We start from the raw sequence: 13598 nt of genomic DNA, 5'->3' as shown, positions 1-13598 counted from the left end.
GCGGTCGCCACCGGCGTCGTGCGTGACATCCCCGTCCACTGCTTCCCGGTGGCGGGGAGGTCATCTTCCCGCGTTCACCGATCAGTTGGCAGGGGAGGCCGAGGTTCGCGGTTTCACGTGAAACAACGGGGTGTTTCACGTGAAACCAGGGACCGTTTCACGTGAAACGGCTAACTCGCGCTCCGCGCAGGAGACTTGAGTGGCAGGCGGCCGCGCTCAGTGGGTCCTCGCGTCGCCGGGGGGGGGGGGGGGCTCGTTACGGCGTCACCGCGATGGTGTCGAGGATGGCCTGGGCCAGCTCATGGTCGCCGTCGATCTTGATCTGGTCGCCGAGGGTGGACGGCCGGATCCGACCGCAGGCCAGCCGGTGGAAGGCGTCCCAGTCCATCGTCAGCGTCACCGTCGGGCCCAGCGAGACGCTGCCGTCGACGGTGGCCTTCCCCTCGGCGTCCACCCGGACCGTGCGCATGAACTCCACCGGACCGCTGATGTCGAAGACCACCGTCGAACGGGCCGGCGCCTCGGCGCGGTTGGTGACGATGCCGGGCAGCGCCCGCACCAGCAGATCGCGCGCTACCAGCGCGCCGGGAGAGTCGAGGTTGCCCGGCTTGCCCAGCGCCCGGCGCAGGTCCTGCTCGTGCGCCCAGACGTCGAACGCCCGCTGCTCCAGGACGAATTCCAGGGTGCGTTCCTCGCCGAGCGCGCTGCGCACCACGGTGTCCGGCTGGCGGGTCTCGTTCCGCAGTTGTCGGGAGCGTCGAATGACGGTGTACTCCAGCTCGCTGAGCATCTCCGGCGCGGTGTGGTGCCGGCGGACGTCGACCTGGACCTCCATCCGACGGGCCGACTCGCTGCGCACGTGGTACAGGTCGCGGGGCAGCGTGTGGATCGGCCGGGGGTCGCCCAGCATCTCGCATTCCAGACCGATGACGTGGGAGACGATGTCGCGCACGGACCAACCTGGCAGGTCCGTCGCCCGGCTCCACTCACCCTCGACGAGCGGCGTCACCAACTCGGTTATCGCTTCTATGGAATGCGTCCAGGCGTCGATGGAGGACTGAAGGCTGGGATGGACGGTCACGGGACCCCTCGAACGGTTCGTACGCGGGCTGCTGTCTGGCAGTTAAGTTACGCTGCGCACGGGCACCCCTGCAGTGCTTTCGGGTGACCATCGTAGGCCGATGTTTGACGACGGGGCCGTTCGAAAGTGCTGCCGCTGGTACTGTGCGCGATTCGTTGATCCTGATGGGTGCGGAGCCGGCGAAACCGGTCAATTCGCTCCTGGTGCAGGGGGCTTGGCCGGCCGTCGACGCGCCCTCACTCGCCCTCGCGCTCCCGCTCCGCCATCCTGATCACGGACACCGCCACCGCGATCAGCAGCGCCGGGTCCGCGTCCTCCCGCACGACGTTGACCGCGTAGGTGTGACGGACGGTCAGCCAGCGCCGGGAGATCTCGGCGAGGAGCTCACCGTCGTACTCGACCGCGAACTCCCGGTCCAGGATCTTGCCGCTGACGTCCAGCTCGGTGCCGTCGACCAGTTCGACGCGGTAGTGGTGGCGCAGCAGCGACAGCCGCTTGCGCTTGATCGTGGCCAGCGGCCGGTCCTCGCGCTCGATGGTCATCGCGTCGCGCAGGCTGAACATCTTCTTGCGGATGGTGACCAACACCCGCCGCTCGGTGTCCTTGAGCTCGAAGGTCTCCCGCAGCCGCATCGCCTTCCCGTCCACGAGGAAGGCGTGCCGGCCGTGATCGTCGTCGACCCAGTAGTCGTCGCCGATGCCGAAGATCCGGTCGTGCACGAAGTACTTGCGGGGGCGCGGGGAGTGGTCCCCGTGGGAGTGCGACATGGGGTGACGCATTCCCCACGGCCCCTGCGGAATGCGGGTGCGGCGGAGTGACGTTGAATGTCCACATGGCTTCACGTGCGCGCGTCCGGGCCCCCGAGCTGATCGGCAAGGGCGGCTGGCTCAACACCGGCGGAAATGATCTCAACCTCTCTGACCTGCGAGGACGCATTGTCATCCTCGATTTCTGGACGTTCTGCTGTGTGAACTGTCTGCACGTTCTGGACGAGCTGCGCGAGCTGGAGGAGCGCCACCGCGACTCGGTCGTGATCATCGGCGTGCACTCCCCGAAGTTCGTGCACGAGGCCGAGCACCAGGCGGTGGTGGACGCCGTCGAGCGGTACGGCGTGGAGCACCCCGTGCTCGACGACCCCGACCTCGCGACCTGGAAGCAGTACGCGGTGCGGGCCTGGCCGACGCTGGTGGTGATCGATCCCGAGGGCTATGTCGTGGCCCAGCACGCGGGCGAGGGCCATGCGCACGCCATCGAGCGGCTGGTCGAGGAGCTGATCGCCGAGCACTCCGAGAAGGGCACGCTGCGCCGCGGCGACGGCCCCTACGTCCCCCCGGAGCCGGTCGCCACCGACCTCCGCTTCCCCGGCAAGGCCGTGCGGCTGCCCGGCGGCACCTTCCTGGTGTCCGACACCACCCGGCACCAGTTGGTGGAACTGGCGGCCGACGGCGAGCAGGTGGTGCGGCGGATCGGGTCCGGCGAGCGCGGGCTGGGCCCGGACTCCTTCAACGAGCCGCAGGGGCTGGCGCTGCTGCCCGACGGCCGGGTCGCCGTCGCGGACACCGTCAACCACGCCATCCGGGTCCTCGACCCCGCGACCGGTGCCCTGGAGACCGTGGCCGGCACGGGCAAGCAGTGGTGGCAGGGCTCGCCGACCTCCGGCCCGGCCCGCGAGGTGGACCTCTCCTCGCCGTGGGACCTCGCCTGGTGGCAGGACCGGCTGTGGATCGCGATGGCCGGGGTCCACCAGATCTGGACCTACGACCCGGCCGACGGGACGGTCGCGGTGGCGGCCGGCACCACCAACGAGGGGCTGGTCGACGGCCCGGCGGCGGAGGCGTGGTTCGCCCAGCCCTCCGGGCTCGCGGCGGCCGGCGACCGGCTGTGGATCGCCGACTCGGAGACCAGCGCGGTGCGTTGGATCGAGCGGGAGGCGAGCGGCGACGGCGACGCCCCGGGCGACGGCTATGTGGTCCGTACCGCCGTCGGCACCGGGCTCTTCGACTTCGGGCACCGCGACGGCGCCGCCGAACAGGCGCTGCTCCAGCACCCGTTGGGCGTGACCGCGCTGCCCGACGGCTCGGTCGCGGTCGCCGACACCTACAACCACGCGCTGCGCCGCTTCGACCCGGCCAGCGGCGAGGTGACCACGCTCGCGACCGATCTGCGCGAGCCCTCCGCGGCGGTCCTCGTCGACGACGACATCGTGGTGGTGGAGTCCGCGCGGCACCGGCTGACCCGGCTGCGGCTCCCCGAGGAGGCGGTGCGGGTCGCCGCGGTGGCCCACCGCACCCAGCGTGCCGCCACCGGCATCGCCCCCGGCACGCTCCGGCTGGACGTGGTCTTCCAGGCTCCGGCCGGCCAGAAGCTGGACACCCGCTACGGTCCCTCGACGCGGCTGCTGGTCAGCGCCACCCCGCCGGAGCTGCTCGCCGACGGCGCCGGCGCGGGCACCGATCTCGCGCGGGACCTGGTCCTGGCGGACGGCGTGAGAGAGGGCGTGCTGCACGTCTCGGCGATGGCCGCGTCCTGCGACGACGCCCCGGACATCGAGTACCCGGCCTGCCATGTGCACCAGCAGGACTGGGGCGTTCCGGTCCGGATCACCGAGGACGGTGCGGCCCGGCTGGGGCTCGTCCTGGCGGGGCTGGACGCGCAGTAGCCCCGACCGGGGCGGCCGGGGCTACCGCGGAGCGACGAGGAGAGGTCGGCGCGCGGCATCAACTGCCGACGCCGGCCTCGGTCCTCGCCGAGGAGAGGGTGGAGTTCCAGAAGCTGACCTTGCCCTGGCCGACGGAGAGCGTGGTGTGCTTCGCCACCAGGTCGTACGTCACCGGCGAGCCGGTGGTGGAGCCCTGGGAGGAGCCGGCGAACCGGACGCTGACGGTCTTCTGCCGGGTGCCCAGGGCGGCCGGCGTGTTGGTGGGGACGACCGCGTAGGCGGTGGCGCCGGGGCGGAGCCGGACGCCGTTGCCCCGGCCGGCCCGGAGCATCGGCAGCGGGCTCTTGGCTCCGTCGAAGGACAGCAACGGGCCACCGTAGAGCCGGCAGTTGAGCGTGCCGGAGCGGTTGGTGTACCGCACCGTCACATACCCCTTCGGTCCCGTCTGCTGGGCGAAGTCGAGCCGGGAGGTGTGGGGGGAGCAGTTGATCGTGCCGCGCCGGCGCGCGGCCCCCGCGCCCACGCCGGCGGCCGCACCACCGATGATCTTGCGTTTCTTGCTCCGGGAACTGCCGGAGGACGAGCTCTTCCGTGACTTCGAGGAGCCGCTGTGGCAGCCGGTCAGGGCCAGCGAGCCGGCCAGGCCGAGGGCCAGCGCGGCGTACGCGGAGCGGCGGCGGGCGGGGCGTGCGGGCATGGAGTTCCCCCAGAGACGTTCCTGCGACCGGTGAGGCGGAGATGTCATGGCACGGACACGATAGCGACCGCCGCTCCCCGGGCCGGGGACGCGGTCCGCGCGGCCCCGGGCTCGCCTTTCCCCGACGCCCACGGACAAACGGGCGGCCGCGGCCGTGATCCGTCAGCAGCGCGCTAGGTCCGGCACCGCGGCAGCCCGTTGTCCAGTTGCTCCGGCCGGACGCGGATGCCCGGCATCCAGGCCGGGCCGCCGTCGTGGTCCACCCGGAACCAGATGCTGCTGTGCCCGCCCGCCTCGTCGGTGACGGTGAGCCCGTCGGCGATCTTGCAGACCGCGTGCAGCGCGTCGCCGTGCCACACATGGCCCACGATGTTGGGCCGCAGATACGGCGCATAGGGATCGCGCGCCAGCCCGAGTGCGCAGTAGTCGGTGCGGCTGTGCTGGCAGGCCCGCTCGACGTTGTTGACGGTGATCCGGGCGGAGCCGGTGGCCGGGCCTCCGGCGGCGTCCACCTGACCGCCGGCGTCCGAGCCGGTCAGCGCCAGCACGGTGAACGCGGCCCCGGCGAGCACGGCGACGGTGCCGAGCCCGGCGAGCGCCAGCCGCAGCCGACGCCGCCCGGGCGCCGCCTCCGCCGGATCCACCCGCGCCGGCTCCTCCGCGCCCCGTGCGTCGTCGGCGCCCGGGGCGCCCTCGGCGCCGGACGCCGAGGCGGGCTCCGGGGCCTCGTCCGCCGCCTCCTGGGCACGGTGCAGCAGCTCCACCAGCCCGGGCAGCCGGTCCTCGCCCGTGAACGAGAGCTTGCACCACTGCACCAGCAGCCGCTCGTCGGGCAGGCTCTGACCGCGGAGGTAGCGCGAGAGGGACGATCTGCTGGCCGGCAGTCGGCTCGCCAACTCCTGGAGGCTGTAGCCGAGTTCCCCGTGCATGCGACGTAGGGCGGCGACGAAGTCCCGTATGGGACCGGCGAGTTCTGCGGGGAGTGGGGCCAGGGGCTTGCGGCGGATGTTCGTGACGCGTTTTTCGTGGCCAGGCACGTCTGGCATTCCAGCACAGCGGACATGCGCGCGCGAGGGGCACTTCCGCTCCCCTGTGACGGAAGTGCCCCTCGTTACGCGATCCGGAACGAACGCGGACCGTTCAGTGACGTTTCACGTGAAACAGCGCGCCGTTGACCGCGGTTGCCGCGGCCCGGATGCGAGGGATGGGCCGGTGGTCTTCGACGCCTTCAGTCGCCGAAGACCACCGGCCGGTAGGGCTTGAACTCGGCGTCGCCGCCGGGCAGTCCGTAGGTGAGGCTCCGGTGGTCGGTGCCATGGCCGCCGCGCTGCAGCCGGTCCTCGGGCAGGGCCACCGCGACCACGGTGACGAAGCCGTTCACCGGACCGGTGAGGTGCGCCATGTACGTCGAGCAGGCGTCGCCCTCGCAGACCCGGTGGCCGGTGTCGACCTGGTAGTCGACGGTGATCCGGTCCCGGCCCGGCCCCGAGGTGTTGAGCATCCCGACGGCGGGGGAACCGGTGTCGGCGGCGGTGTGCACCACCCAACGCGTGCCCCAGGTCGGGAAGGTGTCCGCCGCGGCCTGCGGCGTTCCGCCCTCGGAGCCGTACGCGACCTCGGCGATCCCGGTGACCGTCAGCCCGGCCGCGGCCACCGCGGGAACCGCCCGGCGCAGCAGCGGCCGACGCGGCACACAGGCCGTGCCCGTCGCGGGGGTTGTGCCGTCCCCCGGTTGCGTGGTGCCGTGTCCGTCCATGCCGATGCCCCTCCGAAACGTCGGTCGCCGTGCGGTCCGGGTGCTCCGTTCGCCGCGACGGAGACCATGGTGGGGCGGGACGCGGGGCGTCGGCCGCCAACCACCTCACCATGGGACGCACTTCGCCTCCCACACGGCCCTGACCTGCCAAGACGCGCCACGGGACAGGCGATTCCGGGACACCGCGCGGGGTCGGGTGGGACATGACGGGACACCTGACGGGACGGCCGCGGGCGGACGAGGAGGTCGTCCGGGGTGCGGACGAAAGGAAAAGGGCGCCCGCTGGGGGAGTCGCGGGCGCCCTGCTTCAGGGGCGGCGGATCGCCTGCCGGGTGGCGGCCCGGATCACCAGGAGGCCGCCGTGTTCGGGTCCGTCTGCCAGTACGTCACCCGCGCACTGTCGTCGATGTACGACGAGCCGCCCGGCAGCGCCACCTTCGTGGCACCGCCGAAGCTCCCCTGGCCGTCGCGGCGGGCGAGGCTGACGGACAGCGAGGTCGCCTTGCGGCCGTGCCCGGCACCGTCGGCACTCGACAGCAGCACCGCGGCGTAGCCGGACTCGCCCGGTGCCAGTGTGACCACCGACTGCGGCTTGCTGTCCGGCAGTTCGGCCACGGCCGCCTGGTCCTCGTCGAACTGCAGGACGGGCGTGGCGTAGAGGTCGCAGGTGGCGCCGGAGGTGTTGGTGGCCTGGAGCATCAGATGGTTGATCGGGCGGGTCAGCGGCTTCGCGACGATGCGGATCTTGGTGGCGTCGCAACTCGTCCGCCGGCCGCCGGAGCCCTTGCCCTGCTCGGCGGCGGACGGCGCGGCGCCGCCCGCCGCCTTCTGCGTCCCGGCCCCCGCCGCACCGTCCCTGCCGTGGCTGCCGCCCTTGCCCACCGCACCGCCGTTGGCCGTGTTCACCGAGGCGTTGGCGTCCTGCCCGCCCCGCGCGCCGTTGGCCGCCGGGTCCTTGGAGTCCTGCGGGGCCGGGTCGAAGGGCTTGGCTTCGCTGGTCTTCAGCGGGTTGTCCTGGCCGCAGGCCGTGAGCGTGAGCGCGGCGACCGCGGTCAGCCCGGCCGCGGCGATCCGCAGCGCACGGCGCCGGGCGGCACGGGGCGCGCGGGCGGTGGTGGCGTCGGTGCGAGGCATATCCGGTCTCCCCCGGTCGACGGGGCGGTGGCGCGCCCCACGGTGCGGCCCTGCCTGTTCGGCCCGGCCTGGTCTGTCCTGTGGTCTGTCCACAAGACTGCCCAGCACCGCTGCCGTGCGACTAACGCCCGCCTAACGCCCGTCCCCCGTTGCGGCCGGGCTCAGCCGGCCCCGCCGCCCGGACGTCCACCCGGCCCGCCGGGCTCCGGCCCGTCGTCGCCCTCCCGCCGCTGTCCGCCTTCCCCGTTCGCGTCCCGGGCGAAGAGCTGGGTCAGCGCGCTGATCGTGTAGACGTCGGTGGCCTCCTCGTCCACCAGGTGCATCTCCGCGAGCCGTTCGAGCGCGTCCTGGGTCCGTTCCTGGTCGTACCCGGCGAGCGCCGCGGCCGCCGACGCGTTGAGGTGGCCGTCGGGGCTGTTCGCCAGCGCCCTCAGCAGCCGGGCGTCGTCCGCGGACAGCCGGGCGACGGACATCCGCAGCGCCGCCGCGATGCCGGTGTCCTCCGCCGACAGCAGCGCCAGCCGCCGCCGTTCGTCGCGCAGCGCCGAGGCCAGCCGGGCCAGCCGCCAGCGCGGTCGGGCGGTCAACTGGGCGGCCGCGGCCCGCAGCGCCAGCGGCAACCCGTCGCACAGGTCCACCAGTTCGCGGGCCGCGGCCGGGTCCTCCGCGACCCGATCCGGCCCGAGCATGGCGCCGAGCAGCGCCGTGCCCTCCTCGTGCCCCATGGCCTGGAGGCCCACCGGTCGGGCGCAGTCCGTGGCCACCAGCCCGTCGAGCCGGCTGCGGCTGGTGACGACCGTGGCGCAGTGCGGGCCGCCGGGCAGCAGCGTGCGCACCTGCGCCGAACTCCGCGCGTTGTCCAGGACGACCAGCAGCCGGCGCTCGGCGACCAGCGAGCGGAACAGCGCCGAGGCGGCCTGCGCGGAGCCGGGCACCCGCTCCGGCGGAGTGCCGAGCGCCAGCAGGAAGTCGCGCAGGACCTCGGCCGGCGCGGCCTCGTCGCCCTCCCCGAACCCCCGGAGATCGGCGAAGAGTTGGCCGTCGGGGAAGGCGCCGGCATGCAGGTGCGCCCACTGCACCGCGCACGCGGTCTTGCCGACCCCGGCCGGGCCCACGACCACCGCCAGCGGGCTCTCCCCGGTCGTGCGGTCCGCCAACGCCTCGGACAGCGCGCCCAGTTGCCCCTCGCGCCCCAGGAAGCGGGCCGGCGGCCTGGGCAGCAGCCGGGGGGCGGCACCGGCCCTGTTCCGGCCGGCCTCGGCGCCTGACGTCGGACCGGCGCCGCCGGCCGTGGCCCCCTTGGCGGGGGTCGGCGCGTCGCCGTCCTGTTTCACGTGAAACGTGCGCGGGTCGACGGGGGCGGCCGCCGGCGCGCCGGCCTTCCGGCCCCCGTCCGCCTCGGCCCGGAGGATCTCCTCGTACGCGGTGCGCAACCGCTCCCCCGGATCGACGCCCAACTCCTCGCTGAGCAACCCCCGGGTGCGGTGGTACCACTCCAGTGCGTCGGACTGCCGTCCCGTCCGGAACAGCGCCCGCATCAGCGCGGCGATCAGCCCCTCCCGCAGGGGGTGGTTGACGGCCGCGGAGTACAGGACGGCCGCGGCCTGCTCGTGGTCGCCGAGCGCCCCGTGCGCCCGGGCCAGCGCCTCCACCGCGGAGAGCCTGCGCTCCTCCAGGGCGTGCGCGGCGGCCGCGAAGGGCGGGCTGGTGACGGTGCCGGTCAGCGCGGGCCCGCGCCACAGCCCCAGCGCCTCCCGCAGCAGCGGCACCGCGTCGGACGGCGCGGCCTCCGGGCGGGCCAGCGCGACCAGTTCACCGAACCGGTGGGCGTCGATCAACTCCTCCGGCAGCCGCAGCAGATAGGCCGAGCCGTGGGTGGCCAACTCGATGCCGTACGCCTCGGCGCCGCCGGCGGCGAGCGTGGCGCGCAGCCGCGAGACGTGCCCCTGCACGACCGTGCGGGCGTGTTCGGGCGGTTCGTCCTCCCACAGGGAGTCGATCAACTGCTCAAGCGGCACAGTGGTGTTGGGCTGGAGGAGCAGCAGCGCCAGCACACTGCGCCGTTTGGCGGGCCCGAGCGGCAGCTCCGCGGAGCCGCTCAGCACGGAGATCGGGCCGAGCAGTGAGAATTCCAACTCAGCTCTCCAGGAAGGCCGTGAGGGCGTTCGCGAGCAGATACGGGTCCTGGGCACCGCACAGTTCGCGGGCCGAGTGCATGGACAGGATCGCGACGCCGATGTCGACGGTTCGGATGCCGTGCCGCGCGGCGGTGATCGGGCCGATCGTGGTGCCGCACGGCATCGCGTTGTGGGAGACGAAGGTCTGCCAGGGCACCCCGGCCCGTTCGCAGGCCGCGGCGAAGACCGCCCGCCCGCTGCCGTCGGTGGCGTACCGCTGGTTGACGTTGACCTTCAGGATCGGCCCGCCGTTGGGCAGCGGGTGGTGCCCCGGCTCGTGCCGGTCGCCGTAGTTGGGGTGGACCGCGTGCCCGGTGTCCGACGACAGGCAGATGGTGCCGGCGAAGGCCCGCGCGCGGTCCTCGTACGTGCCGCCGCGCGCGAAGACCGAACGCTCCAGCACCGTGCCGAGCAGCGGGCCGTCCGCGCCGGTGTCCGACTGGCTGCCGTTCTCCTCGTGGTCGAAGGCGGCCAGCACCGGGATGGCGGTCAACTCGTCGCCGGCGGTGGCCGCGGCGACCAGCGCGGCCGTACCGGCGTGCACGGACAGCAGGTTGTCCATCCGCGGCCCGGCGACCAGTTCGCGGTCGCGGCCGAGGTAGGCGGGCGGCTCCACGCTGTGCACCATCAGGTCCCAGCCCTTGATGTCCCCGGCCGGAACCCCGAGTTCATCGGCGACGAACGCGATCAGGTCGCCCTCGGCGACCTTGCCCAGGCCCCAAATAGGCGTCATATGGCGCTGCTTGTCCAGTTTGAGACCCTCGACGTTCACCGACCGGTCCAGATGCACGGCCAGTTGCGGCACGCGCAGCAGTGGTCGGTCCACGTGGACGAGCCGGTCGCTGCCGTCGCTCAACGTCACTCGGCCGCTGAGCCCCAGATCGCGGTCGAGCCAGGTGTTGAGCAGCGTCCCGCCGTAGATCTCGACGGCGATCTGCCGCCAGCCGTGGGCGCCGGTGTCCGGGATCGGTTTCACGCGGAGGTTGGGGGAGTCGGTGTGCGCCCCGACGATGCGGTACGGAGTGGCGGGGGTCGCGCCCTCGGGGACGTACCAGGCGATGAGCGCGCCGCCCCGCAGGACATAGGCGCCGCCGCTCCGGCCGTCCCACGCGTCGGTCTCCGCCACCTGACGGAAGCCGGCCTTCTCCAGCCGCTCCGCCGCGTTCGCCACCGCGTGGTACGGCGAGGGGCTGGCGGCGAGGAAGGACATCAGGTCGTCGGTGTGGCCGCGGTCGAAGCGGGCGGAGTTGGTCATGGATTCAGCATAAGGAGCCAACTCCGCACTTCCGTGTGGTCCTAGGGCGCGACTCCATTGCCTTCCGGCCACGATTTTCGCATTCCGGAGCGGAACCGCCCTCGGTGCCGGCCGGATCCCGTCCCGATCGGTAGCAGGTGCCTCGGCGGGCCCGTCCGCACCATCCGTCCCGACACACTGATGCCCGCCTCCTCGGGGGAGAAGGAGGCGGGCAGTTGTCAGTGTGTGCACTGATTCTGAGAGGTTTGTGAGAACCGGATGACGATCCTGGAACGGGCCCGGACCGTCACACTCCGGTGCACCCTCAGAACGCGGCTTCGTCGAGCTCCATCAGGGACTGGTCGACGGACTCGGCCAGCGTGCGCTGGACCGCGACGCCCGGCAGCACGTCGTGCGCGAAGAACTTCGCGGCGGCGATCTTGCCCGCGTAGAACGCCTTGTCCTTCGACGAGGCGCCGGCCAGCTTCTCGGTGGCCACCGCGGCGCCCTTGAGGAGCAGGTAGCCGACGACGACGTCACCGGAGGCCATCAGGAGGCGGGTGGTGTTCAGCCCGACCTTGTAGATGGACTTGACGTCCTTCTCGGTGGCGGCGAGGTCGGTCAGCATGGCGCCGACGATCGCCTCCAGGCCCTCGGCGGCCTTCGCCAGCTCGCCGCGCGCGCCCTCCAGTTCGGCGCCGCCCTCGGCGTCGGCCAGGAACTTCTTGATGGTCTCCGCGAGCCCGGTCAGCGCCGCGCCCTGGTTGCGGACGATCTTCCGGAAGAAGAAGTCCTGGCCCTGGATGGCGGTGGTGCCCTCGTAGAGGGTGTCGATCTTGGAGTCCCGGATGTACTGCTCGATCGGGTACTCCTGGAGGTAGCCGGAGCCACCGAAGGTCTGCAGCGACTGCGTGAGCTGCTCGTAGGACTTCTCCGAGCCGTAGCCCTTGACGATCGGCAGCAGCAGGTCGTTCAGCGCGTGCTCGGCGGAGGCGTCCTCGCTGGCGGTCTCCTTGACGAGGATCTCGTCCTGGACGGTCGCGGTGTAGAGCACCAGGGCGCGCATGCCCTCGGCGTACGCCTTCTGCGTCATCAGCGAGCGGCGCACGTCCGGGTGGTGGGTGATCGTCACGCGCGGCGCGGCCTTGTCGGTGAACGCCGCCAGGTCCGGGCCCTGCACGCGCTCCTTGGCGTACTCCAGGGCGTTGAGGTAGCCGGTGGAGAGGGTGGCTATCGCCTTGGTGCCGACCATCATCCGGGCGAACTCGATGATCCGGAACATCTGGCGGATGCCGTCGTGCTTCTCGCCGATCAGCCAGCCCTTGGCCGGGTGGCGGTCGCCGAAGGTCATCTCGCAGGTGTTGGACGCCTTCAGGCCCATCTTGTGCTCGACGTTGGTGGCGTAGACGCCGTTGCGCTCGCCCAACTCGCCGGTCTCGAAGTCGAACTCGTACTTCGGCACGAGGAAGAGCGACAGTCCCTTGGTGCCCGGGCCGTGGCCCTCGGGGCGGGCGAGGACGTAGTGGAGGATGTTGTCCGCCATGTCGTGCTCACCGGACGTGATGAAGCGCTTGACGCCCTCGATGTGCCAGGAGCCGTCCTCCTGCTGGACCGCCTTGGTGCGGCCGGCGCCGACGTCCGAGCCGGCGTCGGGCTCGGTCAGCACCATGGTGGAGCCCCAGCCCTTGTCCACCGCGATCTTGGCGATGTGCTTCTGCTGCTCGGTGCCCTCCTCGAAGAGGACGCCCGCGAAGGCCGGGCCGGAGGCGTACATCCACACGGCCGGGTTCGACCCCAGGATGGTCTCGGCGAAGGCCCACAGGAGCGAGCGCGGCGAGGTGGTGCCGCCGATCTCCTCCGGGATGCCCAGGCGCCACCACTCGGCGTCCATGTACGCCTGGTAGCTCTTCCTGAAGGTGTCCGGCACCGGCGCGGTGTTGGTGTCCGGGTCGAAGACCGGGGGGTTCCGGTCGGCGTCGGCGTAGGAGTCGGCCAGCTCGTTCTCCGACAGCCGGGCGATCTCGGAGAGCACGCTCTTGGCGGTGTCGACGTCCATCTCCGCGAACGGTCCGGTGCCGTACACGCTGTCACGGCCGAACACCTCGAAGAGGTTGAACTCGATGTCGCGGAGATTCGACTTGTAGTGCCCCATGGGTACGGCTCCGTTAAGGGTTCGGGAGGACCTCTGTCCGAGGAAGACCTCGACGCGAGGAAGGGACCTCGATACGCAATACCAGCAAGTAGCTACGATGATGCTACCCATCGGTAATAAAGGGCAACCCCCTGCGGCCGATCTGTGACGAGCGTCCCCCGCGCCCTCCTCGACTCAGTACGCTGTGCCGCATGTACGGCTACGACCAGAACGCGGGTGCCGGGCAGCAGTACGGAGCGCCGCCCCCGCCGCAGCAACCGGCCCCCGGGGGCTACGGCGAGCAGCCGCTGTATCCCGAGCCGTCGCCGCCCTCCCTCGCCGACGCGGTGCGTGCCTTCACCACCGGCTCGATGTCGGCCGAGGACTTCCAGGGCATCTTCTCGACCTCCAAGATCTACTGCCCGCGCGGCGACAACCCCGGTTTCCTGGCGCTGCACAACACCCAGCAGCCGGTCATCCCGATGTTCACCTCGCTCAAGGAACTGCGCCGGTACGCCGGCAAGGAGTCCAAGTACTTCGTGATCACCGGCGCCGAGGTGCTCGACCTGCTGCCGACCGGCTACGGATTCGTCCTCGACATGGAGGGCGACCACCGGATGGTCTTCGACGCCAAGGCCGTGGAGCAGATGGTCGACTTCGCGATGCGCCGGATGTACGGCTGACGACTCCCCCGCGGCGGCCCGCGACCGCCCCGCCCTCCCCTGCCTC

At 72.1% G+C, this 13598-nt stretch carries 11 protein-coding genes; 2 read left to right on the top strand and 9 right to left on the bottom strand.

Translation table 11 applies throughout. From position 1 onward, the window contains the following. Positions 1-256: 256 nt before the first annotated feature. Both ACIQU6_RS00795 and ACIQU6_RS00790 read right to left on the bottom strand, forming a co-directional pair. Positions 257-1081 carry a maleylpyruvate isomerase family mycothiol-dependent enzyme gene (locus tag ACIQU6_RS00795; RefSeq protein ID WP_403479462.1) on the bottom strand — a complete coding sequence of 275 codons (825 nt, stop codon included), beginning with the start codon at positions 1079-1081 and terminating at the stop codon, positions 257-259. A 236-nt stretch (positions 1082-1317) separates the two neighbouring features. Beyond that, on the bottom strand, positions 1318-1848 hold the full coding sequence (locus tag ACIQU6_RS00790; RefSeq protein WP_403479461.1) for an LURP-one-related/scramblase family protein: 531 nt from the start codon (positions 1846-1848) through the stop codon (positions 1318-1320). A 65-nt stretch (positions 1849-1913) separates the two neighbouring features. On the opposite strand from ACIQU6_RS00790, the gene ACIQU6_RS00785 reads away from it, so the two are divergent. Beyond that, on the top strand, positions 1914-3740 hold the full coding sequence (locus tag ACIQU6_RS00785) for an NHL domain-containing thioredoxin family protein (RefSeq protein ID WP_403479460.1): 1827 nt from the start codon (positions 1914-1916) through the stop codon (positions 3738-3740). A gap of 58 nt (positions 3741-3798) precedes the next feature. On the opposite strand, the gene ACIQU6_RS00780 is transcribed toward ACIQU6_RS00785, so the two are convergent. From ACIQU6_RS00780 to ACIQU6_RS00750, 7 genes are all read right to left on the bottom strand, one after another. Continuing rightward, a complete protein-coding gene (locus tag ACIQU6_RS00780; protein WP_403479459.1) occupies positions 3799-4437 on the bottom strand; it encodes a DUF4232 domain-containing protein in 639 nt (212 codons plus the stop codon). Positions 4438-4610: 173 nt separating this feature from the next. Then, a complete protein-coding gene (locus ACIQU6_RS00775) occupies positions 4611-5483 on the bottom strand; it encodes a helix-turn-helix domain-containing protein (RefSeq protein ID WP_403479458.1) in 873 nt (290 codons plus the stop codon). Between the two features lie 182 nt (positions 5484-5665). After that, on the bottom strand, positions 5666-6193 hold the full coding sequence (locus tag ACIQU6_RS00770) for a hypothetical protein (protein ID WP_403479457.1): 528 nt from the start codon (positions 6191-6193) through the stop codon (positions 5666-5668). Positions 6194-6538: 345 nt separating this feature from the next. After that, the gene (locus ACIQU6_RS00765; protein WP_403479456.1) at positions 6539-7327 is read right to left on the bottom strand and encodes a DUF4232 domain-containing protein; all 789 of its coding nucleotides are present in this window, start codon (positions 7325-7327) and stop codon (positions 6539-6541) included. Positions 7328-7488: 161 nt separating this feature from the next. Continuing rightward, positions 7489-9462 carry a BTAD domain-containing putative transcriptional regulator gene (locus tag ACIQU6_RS00760; protein ID WP_403479455.1) on the bottom strand — a complete coding sequence of 658 codons (1974 nt, stop codon included), beginning with the start codon at positions 9460-9462 and terminating at the stop codon, positions 7489-7491. 1 nt (position 9463) lies between these two features. Next, positions 9464-10759, bottom strand: a complete 1296-nt coding sequence (locus ACIQU6_RS00755) for a M18 family aminopeptidase (protein WP_403479454.1) — start codon at positions 10757-10759, stop codon at positions 9464-9466. Positions 10760-11063: 304 nt separating this feature from the next. Further along, the gene (locus ACIQU6_RS00750) at positions 11064-12890 is read right to left on the bottom strand and encodes an acyl-CoA dehydrogenase (protein WP_403479453.1); all 1827 of its coding nucleotides are present in this window, start codon (positions 12888-12890) and stop codon (positions 11064-11066) included. A gap of 191 nt (positions 12891-13081) precedes the next feature. Between ACIQU6_RS00750 and ACIQU6_RS00745 the strand changes: the two genes are divergently transcribed. Beyond that, positions 13082-13552, top strand: coding sequence for an SseB family protein (locus ACIQU6_RS00745; protein ID WP_274914726.1), 471 nt, complete (start codon positions 13082-13084; stop codon positions 13550-13552). Positions 13553-13598: the final 46 nt, after the last annotated feature.

This window comes from Streptomyces sp. NPDC090442 (assembly GCF_044769405.1).
In the GTDB taxonomy this organism is placed as follows: domain Bacteria; phylum Actinomycetota; class Actinomycetes; order Streptomycetales; family Streptomycetaceae; genus Streptomyces.
Note: the sequence above shows the minus strand (reverse complement) of the source record. Positions and strands in the feature narration are given on the sequence as shown.

Excerpts from the sequence above, each read along its gene's own strand:
- ACIQU6_RS00790 (WP_403479461.1), bottom strand. The coding sequence starts at position 1,848 with ATGTCGCACTCCCACGGGGACCACTCCCCGCGCCCCCGCAAGTACTTC.
- ACIQU6_RS00785 (WP_403479460.1), top strand. The coding sequence starts at position 1,914 with ATGGCTTCACGTGCGCGCGTCCGGGCCCCCGAGCTGATCGGCAAGGGC.
- ACIQU6_RS00780 (WP_403479459.1), bottom strand. The coding sequence starts at position 4,437 with ATGCCCGCACGCCCCGCCCGCCGCCGCTCCGCGTACGCCGCGCTGGCC.
- ACIQU6_RS00775 (WP_403479458.1), bottom strand. The coding sequence starts at position 5,483 with ATGCCAGACGTGCCTGGCCACGAAAAACGCGTCACGAACATCCGCCGC.
- ACIQU6_RS00770 (WP_403479457.1), bottom strand. The coding sequence starts at position 6,193 with ATGGACGGACACGGCACCACGCAACCGGGGGACGGCACAACCCCCGCG.
- ACIQU6_RS00765 (WP_403479456.1), bottom strand. The coding sequence starts at position 7,327 with ATGCCTCGCACCGACGCCACCACCGCCCGCGCGCCCCGTGCCGCCCGG.
- ACIQU6_RS00755 (WP_403479454.1), bottom strand. The coding sequence starts at position 10,759 with ATGACCAACTCCGCCCGCTTCGACCGCGGCCACACCGACGACCTGATG.
- ACIQU6_RS00750 (WP_403479453.1), bottom strand. The coding sequence starts at position 12,890 with ATGGGGCACTACAAGTCGAATCTCCGCGACATCGAGTTCAACCTCTTC.
- ACIQU6_RS00745 (WP_274914726.1), top strand. The coding sequence starts at position 13,082 with ATGTACGGCTACGACCAGAACGCGGGTGCCGGGCAGCAGTACGGAGCG.